Source organism: Pantoea sp. ME81 (assembly GCF_903970985.1).
Taxonomy (GTDB): domain Bacteria; phylum Pseudomonadota; class Gammaproteobacteria; order Enterobacterales; family Enterobacteriaceae; genus Pantoea; species Pantoea communis.
The window spans coordinates 45,482-59,972 of record NZ_CAJCKS010000007.1; the positions used below are offsets into that span (position 1 = coordinate 45,482).

At 52.0% G+C, this 14,491-nt stretch carries 13 protein-coding genes; 6 read left to right on the top strand and 7 right to left on the bottom strand.

The features are described from left to right. Positions 1–123 precede the first annotated feature (123 nt). From H7A81_RS02655 to H7A81_RS02670, 4 genes are all read left to right on the top strand, one after another. Positions 124–1,014 carry an oxidoreductase gene (locus H7A81_RS02655; RefSeq protein ID WP_182056649.1) on the top strand — a complete coding sequence of 297 codons (891 nt, stop codon included), beginning with the start codon at positions 124–126 and terminating at the stop codon, positions 1,012–1,014. A gap of 181 nt (positions 1,015–1,195) precedes the next feature. Further along, positions 1,196–2,167 carry an ABC transporter substrate-binding protein gene (locus tag H7A81_RS02660; protein WP_255478874.1) on the top strand — a complete coding sequence of 324 codons (972 nt, stop codon included), beginning with the start codon at positions 1,196–1,198 and terminating at the stop codon, positions 2,165–2,167. A 1-nt stretch (position 2,168) separates the two neighbouring features. After that, the gene (locus H7A81_RS02665) at positions 2,169–3,191 is read left to right on the top strand and encodes an iron ABC transporter permease (protein ID WP_182056651.1); all 1,023 of its coding nucleotides are present in this window, start codon (positions 2,169–2,171) and stop codon (positions 3,189–3,191) included. Positions 3,192–3,194: 3 nt separating this feature from the next. After that, on the top strand, positions 3,195–3,950 hold the full coding sequence (locus H7A81_RS02670) for an ABC transporter ATP-binding protein (RefSeq protein WP_166934148.1): 756 nt from the start codon (positions 3,195–3,197) through the stop codon (positions 3,948–3,950). A gap of 219 nt (positions 3,951–4,169) precedes the next feature. Here H7A81_RS02670 and puuE read toward each other — a convergent pair whose 3' ends face one another. The 3 genes from puuE to H7A81_RS02685 form a co-directional block, all read right to left on the bottom strand. After that, the gene (gene puuE, locus H7A81_RS02675) at positions 4,170–5,441 is read right to left on the bottom strand and encodes a 4-aminobutyrate transaminase (RefSeq protein WP_182056652.1); all 1,272 of its coding nucleotides are present in this window, start codon (positions 5,439–5,441) and stop codon (positions 4,170–4,172) included. A gap of 72 nt (positions 5,442–5,513) precedes the next feature. Next, positions 5,514–5,972, bottom strand: coding sequence for an ester cyclase (locus tag H7A81_RS02680; protein WP_034827469.1), 459 nt, complete (start codon positions 5,970–5,972; stop codon positions 5,514–5,516). A 15-nt stretch (positions 5,973–5,987) separates the two neighbouring features. After that, the gene (locus H7A81_RS02685; protein ID WP_182056653.1) at positions 5,988–7,412 is read right to left on the bottom strand and encodes a gamma-aminobutyraldehyde dehydrogenase; all 1,425 of its coding nucleotides are present in this window, start codon (positions 7,410–7,412) and stop codon (positions 5,988–5,990) included. Positions 7,413–7,693: 281 nt separating this feature from the next. Between H7A81_RS02685 and H7A81_RS02690 the strand changes: the two genes are divergently transcribed. Continuing rightward, positions 7,694–8,422 carry a FadR/GntR family transcriptional regulator gene (locus H7A81_RS02690; RefSeq protein ID WP_160866798.1) on the top strand — a complete coding sequence of 243 codons (729 nt, stop codon included), beginning with the start codon at positions 7,694–7,696 and terminating at the stop codon, positions 8,420–8,422. A gap of 40 nt (positions 8,423–8,462) precedes the next feature. After that, positions 8,463–9,137 carry a cache domain-containing protein gene (locus H7A81_RS02695; protein WP_182056654.1) on the top strand — a complete coding sequence of 225 codons (675 nt, stop codon included), beginning with the start codon at positions 8,463–8,465 and terminating at the stop codon, positions 9,135–9,137. Between the two features lie 31 nt (positions 9,138–9,168). Here H7A81_RS02695 and H7A81_RS02700 read toward each other — a convergent pair whose 3' ends face one another. The 4 genes from H7A81_RS02700 to H7A81_RS02715 all read right to left on the bottom strand — a co-directional run. Further along, positions 9,169–10,605, bottom strand: coding sequence for an FAD-binding oxidoreductase (locus H7A81_RS02700; protein ID WP_182056655.1), 1,437 nt, complete (start codon positions 10,603–10,605; stop codon positions 9,169–9,171). Between the two features lie 61 nt (positions 10,606–10,666). Beyond that, a complete protein-coding gene (locus tag H7A81_RS02705; RefSeq protein WP_182056656.1) occupies positions 10,667–11,992 on the bottom strand; it encodes an APC family permease in 1,326 nt (441 codons plus the stop codon). Between the two features lie 114 nt (positions 11,993–12,106). Next, positions 12,107–13,561, bottom strand: a complete 1,455-nt coding sequence (locus tag H7A81_RS02710) for an APC family permease (RefSeq protein ID WP_166935994.1) — start codon at positions 13,559–13,561, stop codon at positions 12,107–12,109. Positions 13,562–13,799: 238 nt separating this feature from the next. Continuing rightward, on the bottom strand, positions 13,800–14,491 hold a 692-nt coding region (locus tag H7A81_RS02715), incomplete at its 5' end, for a DUF993 family protein (protein ID WP_182056657.1).

The following is a 14,491-nucleotide window of genomic DNA, read 5'->3' on the forward strand; positions in this document are numbered from 1 at the left end:
TCCCGCGCTATGATTTTTATATCTGGCCGATGGAACGCACATCATTCAGTCACAATGCCAGGCTGTAATAGAGAGTTTTCGCTGACCCTGAGGGCAGCACTGGATAAACAGGAGAATAGCTGCATGACTGAGTTTCCAACCATCGCCCTTGTCGGACCCGGCGCCATCGGCACCACTGTGGCTGCCGCGCTGCATGAAATGAATCGCACGCCAACACTGTGCGGACGTACAGCACATACACAATTGCTGCTGCGCCACGAAGACGGTGAGGTTGTGGTGCCTGGCCCGGTGCTGAGCAGTCCTGAAGCGATCGCCAGGCCCTTTGATTTGGTGTTTGTGGCGGTCAAAACCACCCAGGTGGCGGAAATTGCACCCTGGCTGGCGGTGTTGTGCGATGAGAATACGGTGGTGTGCGCGCTGCAAAATGGCGTGGAGCAAGTTGAACAGCTGTCTCCGTTAGTCAATGGCGCAACGGTACTGCCTTCTGTGGTGTGGTTCCCGGCTCAGCGCGAGCCTGATGCCTCGGTGTGGTTACGCGCGAAGCCGCGCCTGACGGTGCCCGACGTCGCGCCAGCACAGCGTATTGTGCAAGCACTGCAAGACTCGCGCTGTGCGGTCGAATTGGAGGCAGATTTCCTCACCATTGCCTGGCGCAAACTGTTGCAAAACGCCGTCGCCGGTTTAATGGTGCTCGCCAATCGCCGCGCCGGGATGTTTCAGCGCGAAGATATCACCGAGCTGGGTCTGGCCTATCTGCGGGAGTGTCTGACTGTGGCGCGTGCGGAAGGCGCCAATCTGAGCGACAACGTGCCGCAGGAAATTATGGCTGGCTTCCATCGCGCCCCGGCAGATTTAGGCACCTCGATCCTGGCGGATCGTCAGGCCAATCGCCCGCTTGAGTGGGACATCCGTAATGGCGTTGTGCAGCGACGCGGCAAAGCACAAGGCATCGCGACACCGATCAGTGATGTGGTGGTGCCTCTGCTGGCGGCAGGGAGTGATGGCCCGGGTTAAGATCAGAGTGAAGTCCGGGCCACGGACTTCGCTTCAACAGCCTTAACACTTAACACTCACAATGGGTATCAGAATCAATTGACATGAATACATCAGACTTGCCATTATGTTACGTTATAACATAACGCTACATAATCGGTAAATCATGCGCACTTTTTCGACCCGCCTTTTAGCACTCATAATGGTATTCAGCAGTTCAGCCGCACTGGCTTCCGCCTTTCCACTCGACATTGAAAACTGCGGTAAAACGGAAACCTTTTCACGACCACCTGCACGCGTGGTAACCATTGGTCAGCATGAAACTGAACTCCTTCTGTCACTTGGCCTGGGGAGTAAAATTGCGGGTACCGCCGTCTGGTTCGGCCCTCTCCCCCCTGAATTAGCACAGGCTGGCAGTGGCCTTAAACGCCTCGCGGACAACTCACCGGGCTTTGAAGCCGTCGTCGCGCAAAAACCTGATTTGGTTTTGGCGCAGTACAGTTGGCATGTTGGGCCTCAGGGTGAAGTCGCTACTCGCGATCAATTTGAACAATTTGGCATCAAAAGCTGGATTTCACCTGCTGATTGTCAGGGCAAATCGGTCACCGCCACTTCAAACGGCGACGGTGCGCGCGTGAAACCTTACTCGATTGAGGTGATTTATGATGAAATCACCGCGCTTGCCAACATCTTCGATGTGACGGAGCGTGGCGATGCCTTAAAGGAGAAGTTATCTGCACGAATCGCTCAGGCACAACAACAGGCGGCGCTTCACACCAGCAAACCCCTTAAGGTGGTGTATTGGTTCTCAAGCACACGCCTTAAAGGCGATCCGTGGATCGCAGGCAGTGATGGTGCGCCAGGCTGGATCACTCAGACTCTAGGCCTCAAAAATATCATTGATTCCTCCGATGAATGGCCCGCCGTGAGTTGGGAACATATCGCACAGTCTCAGCCTGACATCATCGTCATCGCCAGCATGGAGAGAAGGCTGTATCCAGCCGATGATGTCGCGGTAAAGCAAGCCTTTCTCAAAAGCGATCCCGTCACACGAGAAATGAACGCGGTTAAGCAGGGTCATATCGTGGTCGTGCCAGCGATGTCACTCAATCCATCCCTGCGCAATGTCGATGCGGTTGAGCTGATCGGTCAGAAGATTGCCGCGTTTAAATAGTATGAATCGGGCTTACCCATTTAAGATCGGCTTTATTTTTCTCGCGGGCTTTATCAGCTTGCCCGTGATGATGATCTTCTCATCCAGCATTGGCGATATGCCCATCTCATTGAGCGCCACTTTCCAGGCGATCACCAACGGGGTGGGCTTGACGCATTATGATCTCCCTCCCGTTGAAGCTGGCATCGTCTGGCAATATCGGATGAGCCGGGCCTTTATGGCCGCCTGCAGTGGAGGTGGCTTAGCGATTTGTGGCCTGGTGTTGCAATCGTTGTTAAGAAACCCGCTGGCGGAACCCTACCTGTTGGGTATCTCTGCGGGTGCTTCCACCGGGGCCGTAATGGTGATGCTGCTGGGTATTGGCAGCGGCGTGTTGACGGTTGGCAGCGGTGCCTTTGTCGGCGCTTGCCTGGCGTTTGGCTTGATTATTTTGCTCTCAAGAGGGATGGGGGAAAACACCGGGCGCATCATTTTGGCCGGTATTGCCGGAACACAGCTGTTCAATGCGCTCACGTCTTACATCGTCAGCACATCAGCCAATGCGGAGCAATCGCGCGGTGTGATGTTTTGGCTCTTAGGCAGTTTAAGCGGCGTTCGCTGGCCAGATGCCGTTCTGTGCGCCATCGTCATCGTCAGCGGATTTGGGGTGATCATGTGCTATGCACGCACGCTGGACACGTTTTCATTTGGTGTCGATGTCTCGGTAACGTTAGGTACTCCGGTTGTGAAAGTGCGGGTGGTGTTGCTGTTGATTACGGCATTCATCACGGCGGTGATTGTCAGCTCAATTGGGGCGGTGGGATTTGTCGGATTGGTCATCCCGCACGTGACCCGCATGCTGGTTGGACAGCGACACCTTATCACCCTTCCCGTGACATTCCTGTCGGGCTGCCATTTCATGATCCTTGCCGACTTGATGTCGAGAACGTTGATCGCACATCAGGTTTTACCCATCGGCGTGGTGACTGCATTAGTGGGCGCCCCTGCTTTTGCCTTCCTTATCTATCAACGAAAGGGCAACTAAACGATGACGATATCGGTCAGTGACCTTAGCGTCCAACTTCAAGCGCGTCGCATCCTCACCACGGTCTCCTTCGACGCAGCTCAGTCTGCAACCGTAGGTTTGCTTGGGCCCAACGGTTCAGGAAAATCTACGCTACTGCGTGCGCTGGCTGGGCTAATGCCTGATACAGGCGCGAAGATAACCCTTGGCGAACTGAGGCTGAATCAACTTTCGCGCAATCAGCTGGCGCGTAAACTGGCCTTTGTCCCACAACACGCCGAGGCCGATGATGAACTCACGGTGATTGACATTATTCGTCTCGGGCGCACACCTCATCGTGGCGCATTCCAGTTCTGGACGGCAGAGGATGCCAGCGCCGTGGACGAGGCGGTGGCGTTAATGCAACTGGAAAATTTGGTCGACCGCTGCTGGCAACGATTATCCGGCGGTGAGCGCCAGCGTTGCCAAATCGCCCGCGCACTGGCGCAAAAACCGGATGTTTTGCTGCTGGATGAACCCGTCAATCACCTGGACATCCAATTCCAGCTTGAATTGATGCGTCTTATCTCTTCGCTGCCCGTGACGGTGGTGATTGCTCTTCACGATCTGAATCTGGCGGCAAAATATTGCCAACACCTTGTGGTACTCGATCAGGGTCGCGTGGTTTCAACGGGTAAGCCCAAAGCCGTCCTCACACCCGAACGCATACACACAACGTGGCGGGTTCAGGCGCAGATCACCACATCAGCACAGGGTGCGCTCAATATTCAATACGTATGAGTCAGCGCTTGAAGCCCACGGCTATACAGTCATCAGGAAACGGTATGTTCAGTAACAAAATATTCTTGCAATAATGGACTGCCACAATCGTGGTTGCAGTACATACACGCGCGTCACCTACGAGATTATTCGATAGCCGCTGCTATCAAGCCCGCCAATGGCGGGCTTTTTTTCGTGCATGATGCAGCCGTTTTAGACACCGACCTCACACCGCTGTGCTTAAACTGCAGCCTGTAATGCGTCTTTCACCATTATCAGCGCTTTATCAAACTGTGCATCAGGGATAGTGAGCGGATAAAGGAAACGAATGACGTTGCCATGCGGCCCGCAGGTCAGCAACAGCAAGCCTTGCGCCAGCGCCTGCTTTTGCACGGCCTGAGCTGCCGACGCAGAAGGCGCACCGGTGGCAGGATCGCTGAATTCAGCGGCAATCATCGAACCCACACCCCGCACATCGCTTAATGCCGGGCAAGTTTCTACGGCACTCTCCAGCACCGAACGCAGTTTGGCTCCCAGATGAACTGCACGTTCACACAGCTTTTCTTCACTGATGGCATCAATCACCGCATGGGCGGCGGCGATGGAGAGAGGATTACCCGCATAGGTCCCGCCCAGACCACCCGGCAGCGGGCTGTCCATGATGGCAGCTTTACCGGCCACGGCGGAGAGCGGCATCCCGCCCGCCAGGCTTTTCGCCATGGTCATCAGATCGGCCTGATGATGATAATGCTGCATGGCAAACAGTTTGCCAGTACGGGCAAAACCGCTTTGCACTTCATCGGCGATCAAAACAATGCCGTGTCGATTGCAGATGTCACGCAGCGCCTCGACAAATTCGGCAGGCGCAACGTTAAACCCGCCCTCACCCTGCACCGGTTCGAAGATTATTGCGGCAACCTGCTGTGGATCGATATCGCACTGGAACAGCGACTCTAACGAGCGAATGCTGTCCTGCACGCTGATACCGCGTGCTTCTGAAGGATAAACGGCATGGAACACCGAGCCGGGGAATGGACCAAAACCGATTTTATACGGCTTAACCTTTCCGGTCAGCGCCATGGTCATGTAGGTACGGCCATGGAAACCGCCACCGAATGCGATAACGCCAGGGCGTCCGGTGTGACAACGGGCGATTTTAATCGCGTTTTCCACCGCTTCTGCACCGGTGGTAAAGAATGCGGTTTTGGTCTCGCCTTCAATTGGCGTCAGCTCATTGATTTTTTCAGCCAGACCGACATAACTCTCGTAAGGGACAATTTGATAGGCGGTATGGGTAAACTGTGCCAGCTGTTTCTCAATCGCCTCTACCACTTTGGCGTGGCGATGTCCGGTATTCAATACGGCGATGCCGGCGGCGAAATCGATATATTCCGCGCCCTCTACATCCGTGATCGTGGCATTGTCCGCCTGCTGCGCGTAGAAATCACACATGACGCCCACGCCGCGTGGGGTAGCACGCTGACGACGCTGATTAAAATCAGAGTTTTTCATTGTTCGAACCTTCTGTTCAAGCGATACGATGCCTGCCATAAATATTCAGGCATGAATGCAATTTATTAATAATTACTTTAATTGTTCGTCGAGTTTCTTCGAGTCGTAATAATCACCTTGATAAGTGATTTTTCCCTCGTTCACTTTAATATATGAAACACCGTGAAATTTAATCGGTTTATTGGTTGCCGGACTACCCGCCCATTCACCGCTGTTGACGCCGGAGAACACCCATTCGAAAGCCACAATGTCATGGTTATAAACGGGTTTACCGATCATCTGCCATTTCAAATCCGGCACACCATCAATAAAGGCTTTAATGACATTTTTCTCGGCATCGCTATTGCCTTTTACCGGGGTGCCGACGGCCGCATCATAATAGGTCACATCTTTTGCCAGGTAGGTTCCGGCCTTGTGGGCATTATGCTGATTCCATGCGCCCATATACTCTTTCACCACCTCCAGCGGTGTTTGGCTGGCAAAACAGCTGGAAGAAACAAACAGTGCCACCACCATTGCGATCTTTTTCATGTTGATTCTCCACCGTTAAGATAAGTCGCTCATGACATGTTTAATGCGGGTGTACTCTTCTAAGGAGTACGCAGAAAGGTCTTTGCCGTAGCCTGACTTTTTAAATCCGCCATGCGGCATCTCCGCACAGAGAGGAATATGGTTGTTGATCCAGACCGTGCCGAAATCGAGTTCACGGCTAAATAGCTGCGCCCGACGGTGATCGCGCGTCCAGACGCTGGCCGCCAGACCGTATTCCACGTCATTCGCCATCGATAACGCTTCACTTTCAGACGCGAAAGATTGAATTGTCATCACCGGTCCAAACACCTCGTGCTGGATAGCTTCGTCTTTCTGCTGCAGCCCAGAAATAATGGTGGGTTCGAAATAGAAGCCAGGTCCGTTACCTGCTTTGCCGCCGGTTTCAACGCGCGCGTGCGCAGGCAGACGGGCGATAAAACCTTTCACCTGTTCCAACTGATTTTGGCTGTTGAGCGCACCATAAAAAGCGTCGGTATCATCAGGCTGGCCGAAACGCAGACTGCGCGCTTCACTGACTAATTTATCGAGGAAATGGGGATAAATTGCCTCTTCAACCAGAATACGCGTAGCGGCAGTGCAGTCCTGACCGGCATTAAAGAAGCCAGCGGCGCAAATGGTTTTCACCGCTTTGTCTACGTCAGCATCGCCAAACACAATCACCGGTGCTTTACCGCCCAGTTCCAGATGTGCTTTGGTCAGATTGGCTGCCGCTGATGCCGCCACCTGTAAACCGGCGCGTACCGAACCGGTGATTGACACCAGCGAAGCATCGGTATGCGACACCACCAGCGAGCCACTCGCGGCTTTACCCAACACCACATTGATGGCACCAGGCGGGAAGAAGGGAGCCGCTAACTCGGCCAGCAGCAAGGTGCTGAGTGGTGTGGTATCACTGGGTTTTAACACCCCAGTATTTCCCGCTGCCAGCGCGGGGGCGATCTTCCATACCGCCATCATAAATGGGTAGTTCCATGGCGTGACCTGGCCAACGATACCCAGCGGCTCGCGGCGAATGGTGGAGTTAAAGCCCGCCATATATTCACCCGAGGCCTTGCCTTCCTGACAGCGGGCGGCACCGGCAAAAAAACGAATCGCATCGCAGGAACCGGCGATCTCTTCCTGACGGATAAAGTGCTTTAACTGACCGGTCTCCTCGCTCTGGATATCAACGATACGCTCACAGTTCTGCTCGACCGCATCCGCCAGATGCAGTAACGCGCGCTGGCGCTCACTCGGCGTACTCTTTTTCCAGATTTGAAAAGCGCTTTTGGCGGCGGCATAGGCCGCGTTGACATCTTCTTCATTAGCAAGGGGGGATAATGCATAGACTTCACCGCTAACCGGGCTGACCAGTTCGAAAGTCTCACTGCCAGAACCCTCACAGAAGGCTCCATTGATAAAGTGTTTTATCTTACGCATGCGACAGGCTCCTTTAATCATATAACATATTATGTTTTATCATTATGATCACAAATCAGGCAACGTTTCTTTCACATTAATTTGATTGCACTCGCATATTTGCGGGTTCACAGATCCGAGAGAGGCTGTTTGAGCAGCTGTTGGTTTAAGCTGCTGATTGCGTTGCTTATCACAGTTTTCCGTCGCAACCAGATAAGGCAACTCATTGTTTCCAATGTGGATGTTTTATGTTATGAATGTGCATCTTGCCTCCCCAACACGAATAAGAAATCACGAGGACTATGATTACTCATGCAGTGATTTTTTCCCCTATTGGGCAGTCCAGTCGTTCCGATCAAATCGTGCAGCGATTGGCCAACGCTATCGTTTCAGGTTTACTTGAAGCCAATGAGCAACTGCCGAATGAAGCGGATTTGGCCCGAATGATGGGCGTCTCACACATCACGATTCGCGAAGCGCTGAACACCCTGCGCGCCAACGGTCTGGTTTACACCGTGCGCGGGCGAAACGGTGGCAGTTTTGTTGCCAACAGCATCGATAAGCAGACATCGAGTCAACATCCGTTCAATTTGATCAGCACGGAATATCTGTCTGATTTGGGTGAATGGCACTGTGCGATTTTCTGCCATGCCGCAAGATTAGCGTCCACCCGCATGACAGCCAGCGACATCGCCACGCTCACGCAATTTGTTGATATCCTGGAGCAGGCATCCAGCGCAGAAATGCGCAGCCAGGCAGATATGCGTTGTTTGTTGACGATTGCTGCGAATTCGCAATCGGCGAGAATTGCCAGCCAGGAGTTGATTATCCAATCTGAATGGGCGTCTCTGGTCACACTTTTATATAAGTCAGATGCGGCTCATCACACTACTGTCGATATTTATCGCAAGTTATTGACCGCATTTCGCGGTCATGATGAACTGGCTGCGGTTAATCTGGCGAGTGCGCTGATTAATGAATTAACGTCAAAACTCATTGAATATAAAATAAGCTTTAAAGAGATTATGTGAGGAGAGAAGAGTGAGTGATGTCAATAACCAAGAGCGGATCGTGAATACATTGGAAGCGCTATTCGCTGCAGTGACGCTCTCGACGAAACATCTCTCTGCTTACGTTAATCAGACCCTTGCCACGATTCCCGTAGCGGGCATCGCATCTGATAAACAGCGTGAGAGTAGCCTGCGTAAAAGCCTCTACCCTTCAATCGAAAAAATCCTGCTGGAGAGCCAGTTCTGTTCTGGCGCGGGGTTTGCCAGCCATCTGGCAACGGAAAACCTTGCTCAACCCTATTGGTTCCTCGAATGGTGGTTTAAAAATCCGAAGAGCAATCAACAATCCTGCTTAGATCTCGATCAGGCCACGCAGCAGCGGCTGGATTTTAGTACGTTTGAATGGTTTAAAAATACGCCAGATGCCGAGGACGTTTATTTACACGGCCCGTATGTGGATTATGTTTGCACCTCAGCGTATACCATTACAGCCGCGTCTCCTGTGGTGATTGACGGAAATATGGTGGGCGTAGCAGCGGTAGATATATTAGTCAGCCGTATTGAGGAAGCCTTATTGCCTATTGTGAAGCAAAGTAGCAGCAAGATTGTTATGACCAATAGCGAAAATCGCGTGATATTTTCCAGCCATTTGCACTATCGCACCGGCTCGTTGCTGAATATCGATGCATCCTATCAGACCACGCAAAACGGCTTTTGCAAAATCTATTTCCTGTAAAACCCTGCCGCCCTTAGCGGCAGGGTGCTGATTAAAACGAAATCATTTTACCCGGTGCCAGTTTGGCGCTGATGCCAAGCAGCGTCTTCGCCAGCGGAATGGCCACCGGAGCCAGTTTTCTGCCAATCATTAACGGTGTGTGTTTGATCGCCGTTAGCATTGAAAAATCGCTGTTGGTATTGACGATATCATCACGAATCGCTTTACCAATGCGTACTGTCTGCGCGATGCCATGTCCACTCCAGCCATGTACTGAATAGATCTTGCCGTTCTTGCCGCCTTTCCGGCAATCGGTGGCGCCATTAAGGGTGAGATCCGTGGTACCGCTCCAGGCAAAATCGAGCTGTAGCTCTTCATGTTCGGGAAAAACCGCCCGCAAGCGTGAGGTCAGGTAATCGACCGTGCGGGTATCGTCCCAGCGCATACCTGTGCCCTGGCCACCAAATAGCAGACGCTCATTTCGCACCGGGCGGTAATAATCAATCTGTAATTGCGTGTCGTACACCGGTTTGCCAGTGGGCAGAAGGCTTTTTGAGCCGCCGCTGACGGGCGACGTGACGCCGACATAGGTATAGAAAGGAATGGTGGTGGCGTTATTCTCGTTCAGCAAAGTATGTGTCGCATCATGAACCGCAATCACCACGCCTTTGGTTGCGGTAATGACACCTGCGGCGGTGTGAACGCGCGTCACACTCCCGACTTCCTCAATCCGTATCACTTCACTCTGCTCATGAACCTGCCCGCCGTTCAGCACAAAGCCATAAATCAGACCGCGATTGAGCGCCAGAGAGTGAATCTGTCCGCCAAGGTCGTCTAACACGCCGCCGTAATAGGCATCGGATTTGATATGCTCCTGCAACTCATAGCCGCCAAGCACGGCCACATGGTCATCCCCCAGGAAGCGACGCGCATCCGCCGCCTGCACCAGCGCGTTCATATGGCCGGGATGAATGGCGGCGGTAATGTGCCCGCGTTGACGATCCAGATCGAGGTGATAGCGGCTGGCGATATCATCAATCAGCGACATGGCTTCGGTTGAGGTGAAATGCCACAGGCGCTTCGCTTCATCGATACTGAGATTATCCAGCATTGACTCCGCCTCCCAGCGGGCCAATCCCGGCGTCAGTTGCCCGCCGTTACGTCCAGACGCCCCCGATCCAATGGCGTTTTTTTCCAGCAGTACCGTTTCGATACCGGCTTCTGCCAGATGCAGCGCCGTCGAGGCCCCCAGCAACCCGCCGCCAATGACTACGAATTCACACTCTTTATCACCTTCCAGCGGGGCAAATGTTGTCCAGGGGGCAAGCGTCGACTCGTAGTAATTGGCCGGATTTCCCGGATCGATATTCTCTGTTTCATCACACTCTCTGACCCAGTTCCAGTCGCCATTGATGGCGGTCTGACTCGGTCGCGAAAATTTTGCATCACGCATTAATACAGGTTTAATTAAATCAGGCTGTCTGCTCATTGATTATTCTCGGTTCGTTAATCGCACCACAGGAAGATTCACTGTGAGTTGCACTACTTTTTCACTCGGAAATCATCACTTCACGTTGGGTAACACTGCAGTAAATAATCCAGCTAATCCCTAACACCGCCCAAATAGATCCCAGCATAAAGGCATCATGATCGAGGTTGACCCACATCATCGCCACACACGCCAGGCCACACACCGGCAGCACCATATTTCTGAACAAATCACTGAAGGTACTGATTTGTTTATCGACAAAAACGAATTTCACGATAACTGAAAGGTTCACGGCGCTAAACGCCACCAGCGCACCAAAACTAATTAATGAAACGGCAGTATCTAAATCAAAAAAGATCGAGCTGAGCGAAATAAAGCCGGTTAATAATACACAGTAAAGCGGATTACGCGTTTTCGGATGGATGTAACCAAATACCGGTGCGGTAACCGGATTGTTTTTCCCCATAATATGCAGCAGTCGTGCTGCACTGGCGTGCGAGGCGAGCGCAGAAGCCACGGTGTTCAATAAAATACCCAGCAGAAATAGCGTCTGGAAGAATCGGCCACCCACGTATAAAACAATTTCCGGCATCGCTTCCATCGGATTTTTAAACATGGCGTTATCGGGGTAGTAAAGCTGAATAAACCATGCCGCGAGGAAGAAAATTGCTCCCCCGATTAATGCGGTATAAAACACCGCTTTGGGGATGACATTTTCGGGCTGGTCCGTTTCATCAGATAGCGTGGTCACAGCATCAAAACCGAGGAAGGAGAAACAGAGTACGGCAGCACCGCTAATTAGCGGGAGAATACTGGCATTGCCATTGAACAACGGCGTGACCGTTAAAACGCGGCCAGTCCCGTAGGCGGTATCCAGATCGTGAACCACCAGGTAAACAAACACACCCATCAAAATAACCGGCATGCCGACAAACAGAAAATTAACGTTGGCCAAAATTTTAATGTTGCAGCAATTAATATAGGTAATCAACGTGGTGAAAGCGAGGATGGAGATCCACGGTGGAATGGCGGGCAACAACGTTTGCAAATAGATGCCTGCCAGCAGTGAGTTAATCATCGGCAGAAAAATATAATCTAACAGCGATGACCAACCCACCAGAAAGCCCAGGTTGTTGCCACAGACATTGCGTGCGTAAGTATAGGCCGAACCTGCACTCGGATAGAGTTTCACCATGCGGCCATAACTCAGTGCGGTAAATAACACCGCTGCCAGCGCCAGTAAATAGGCTAACGGCACACGGCCTTCAGTCAATTTCGAGACAATGCCGAAGGTATCAAATACCGTCATCGGCGTCATATAGGCGATACCAATAATAATCACTTGCCAGATGGATAAATTTGTCTTTTTTCTTGAATTCAGGCTCATAATAATTCCTATTCAATATGTCAGACACGCCGCTCCCTTCGCATGGTATCGGCGATGGAGTGAAAAGAGAGATGAAATGCTTGAAGGGGGTGAGGTGACCCTCACCCGTAACGATTATTCTTTGATTGCACTCAGATCATAATGCTGTTCATTGCTTTTCTGGCTATAAGGTCTGGCAATAAACATATACAGCGCACCTGATCCCACCACAATAAATAAGCCGATTAATACAATCCATTTATCGACGAAACTGCCCTCACCCGGCTGAACCAGCAAATAGATACCGCTCAGCCCATACATCAGCGCCAGAATATTGACCCAGATGCCCCAGCGACCAATATGCCATTCACCCTGCGGCTTCCACCCTTGCAGACGTTTACGCAGTGCCGCTAAGACCACCATCTGGAAGGAGATATAGATCCCCGCTACGGCAAAGGCGGTAATTCGCGCCAGGTTATCGGGCTGATAGTAAACCCAGATGCAAATCAACAGCGGTAAGGCACAGCTGACAATCATGGCGTTGTCGGGCACATCGTGCTTGGAAATTTTCGCCATCCAGTTGCTGCCGGGCAGCATCTTGTCACGCGAGAAAGAGAACAGCAGTCTGCTAAGCGCTGCCTGCAGCGAGAGGATGCATGACAGCATGGCAATCACCGCCACCACGATAAAGATCTTCTCGCCCATCGGCCCCAACGCGTTATTCAGAATCTCAGGGATCGGGTTCTGGATTTTGCCCGACACGATGTCGTGCAGATTAGGATAGGACAACAGATAACCCAATACCGAAATCACCGCCGAAATCGCGCCAAACACAATGCTCAGAATCATCGCGACAGGAATTTTCCGGCTGGCGTTCTGCACTTCTTCCGCCACGTTACCGCAGGCTTCAAAACCGAAGAACATAAACAGACCGAGCAATGACGCCGACATAAAGGCACCCATGTAGCCACCGCTGGCATTCACACCCATCGAATCAAAGATCACACTGATTGGCTGCATGCGATGGAACAGCAATAAATAGATACCCAACGCAATCACACTGACAATCTCACACCAGAAACCGATACGCGCCACGCGTGCCAGGTTTTTAGTTCCGGAGAGGTTGATGGCCATCATCATTAACAGCAACACCACCGACGTCATCAGTAAATTAATCGCCGTTTGCTCATAGCCTAATAACGAGGCAACAAAGGTTGAGCTGTATTCGGCGATTGAGGTGATGGTCACCACCAGCGCCCAGAGATAAACCCAGGCGGCAATCCACGCATATTTCTTGCCCCATAAAATACGCGACCACGGATACAAACCACCGGTAATTGGATATTGAGACGCCACTTCACCAAATACCATTGCCACCAGAAGTTGCCCCCCTGCCGCGATCAGTATCCACCAGATTGAGGGCGGACCGGCAAGCGTCATGGCGAGAGCAAACAGGGAGTAGACGGCGGTGAGAGGGGATAAATAGGTAAAACCCAATGAGAAGTTGGACATCAAACCGATCGATCGTTTGAATTTTCGCGCTTCATGCTCGGTTGTATTGCGGGTATTTCCTGACGGGATAGTACTCATCAACGCCTCCAGAACCTTGACTGTAATGTTATGTCAGTATTTATAAAACATAATATGTTATATGTATATTGTGCGATGTCACAGTTTTGTTAAGTGACATATAACTCAATGTTAAATAGTGACTTTTCTGTTTATAGGGGATTCTTATGACATGCAGGAAGGTGGAAACGCGGGCAGAAGAAGGGACTTTCGTCGATCAAATGTGGTAGCTGGGCGGCCGCAACCGCCCTCAAAATATTCAAATACCGTGTAACTTCGCCAGCGACCACATGCGCTCCGCAGCCACATCCGCGTTATTCAACAAACCAGCCTCATCCGCCAGTCTAAAGGCTTCAGAGTAGTGCGTCAGACTGCGCGCACTCTGCATGCCGCCCAGCAAGGTGAAATGCTTCTGATGGCCATTCAACCAGGCCAGGAACACGATGCCCGCCTTGTAATACTGCGTGGGTGCCGAGAACAAATGGCGTGCCAGCGGCACTGTCGGTGCCAGAATCCGTTCAAAGGTGGCGCGATCGCCCTGCGCCAATGCATGCAGTGCGCTGGTGGCGGCTGGTGCAATGCCGTCGAGAATGCCCAGCAGCGCATGCGAGAAACCTTGCTCATCCCCGGCGATCAGTTCGGGATAGTTAAAGTCATCGCCGGTATACATTTTGACGGAAGCCGGTAGCTGGCGACGCATCTCTATTTCACGATCTTTATCCAGCAGAGAGATTTTTATCCCCTCCACTTTTGCCTGATTTTCGCGTATCACCGCCAGACAGACCTCCATCGCACTGTGAATCGTCGCGCTACCCCAATAACCGCGTAGTGCGGGATCAAACATGTCCCCCAGCCAGTGCAAAATAACTGGCTCACGCACCTGGCGCAGAAGCGTGCTGTAAACGGTGATGTAATCCTCTGGCCCCTTAGCAATGGCGGCGAGCGCGCGAC

What these genes read in the sequence shown, in the direction of transcription:
- puuE (WP_182056652.1), bottom strand. Translation starts at nt 5,441, where the DNA reads ATGAAAAACTCTGATTTTAATCAGCGTCGTCAGCGTGCTACCCCACGC.
- H7A81_RS02700 (WP_182056655.1), bottom strand. Translation starts at nt 10,605, where the DNA reads ATGAGCAGACAGCCTGATTTAATTAAACCTGTATTAATGCGTGATGCA.
- H7A81_RS02710 (WP_166935994.1), bottom strand. Translation starts at nt 13,561, where the DNA reads ATGAGTACTATCCCGTCAGGAAATACCCGCAATACAACCGAGCATGAA.
- H7A81_RS02680 (WP_034827469.1), bottom strand. Translation starts at nt 5,972, where the DNA reads ATGAAAAAGATCGCAATGGTGGTGGCACTGTTTGTTTCTTCCAGCTGT.
- H7A81_RS02705 (WP_182056656.1), bottom strand. Translation starts at nt 11,992, where the DNA reads ATGAGCCTGAATTCAAGAAAAAAGACAAATTTATCCATCTGGCAAGTG.
- H7A81_RS02665 (WP_182056651.1), top strand. Translation starts at nt 2,169, where the DNA reads ATGAATCGGGCTTACCCATTTAAGATCGGCTTTATTTTTCTCGCGGGC.
- H7A81_RS02690 (WP_160866798.1), top strand. Translation starts at nt 7,694, where the DNA reads ATGATTACTCATGCAGTGATTTTTTCCCCTATTGGGCAGTCCAGTCGT.
- H7A81_RS02670 (WP_166934148.1), top strand. Translation starts at nt 3,195, where the DNA reads ATGACGATATCGGTCAGTGACCTTAGCGTCCAACTTCAAGCGCGTCGC.
- H7A81_RS02685 (WP_182056653.1), bottom strand. Translation starts at nt 7,412, where the DNA reads ATGCGTAAGATAAAACACTTTATCAATGGAGCCTTCTGTGAGGGTTCT.
- H7A81_RS02660 (WP_255478874.1), top strand. Translation starts at nt 1,196, where the DNA reads ATGGTATTCAGCAGTTCAGCCGCACTGGCTTCCGCCTTTCCACTCGAC.
- H7A81_RS02655 (WP_182056649.1), top strand. Translation starts at nt 124, where the DNA reads ATGACTGAGTTTCCAACCATCGCCCTTGTCGGACCCGGCGCCATCGGC.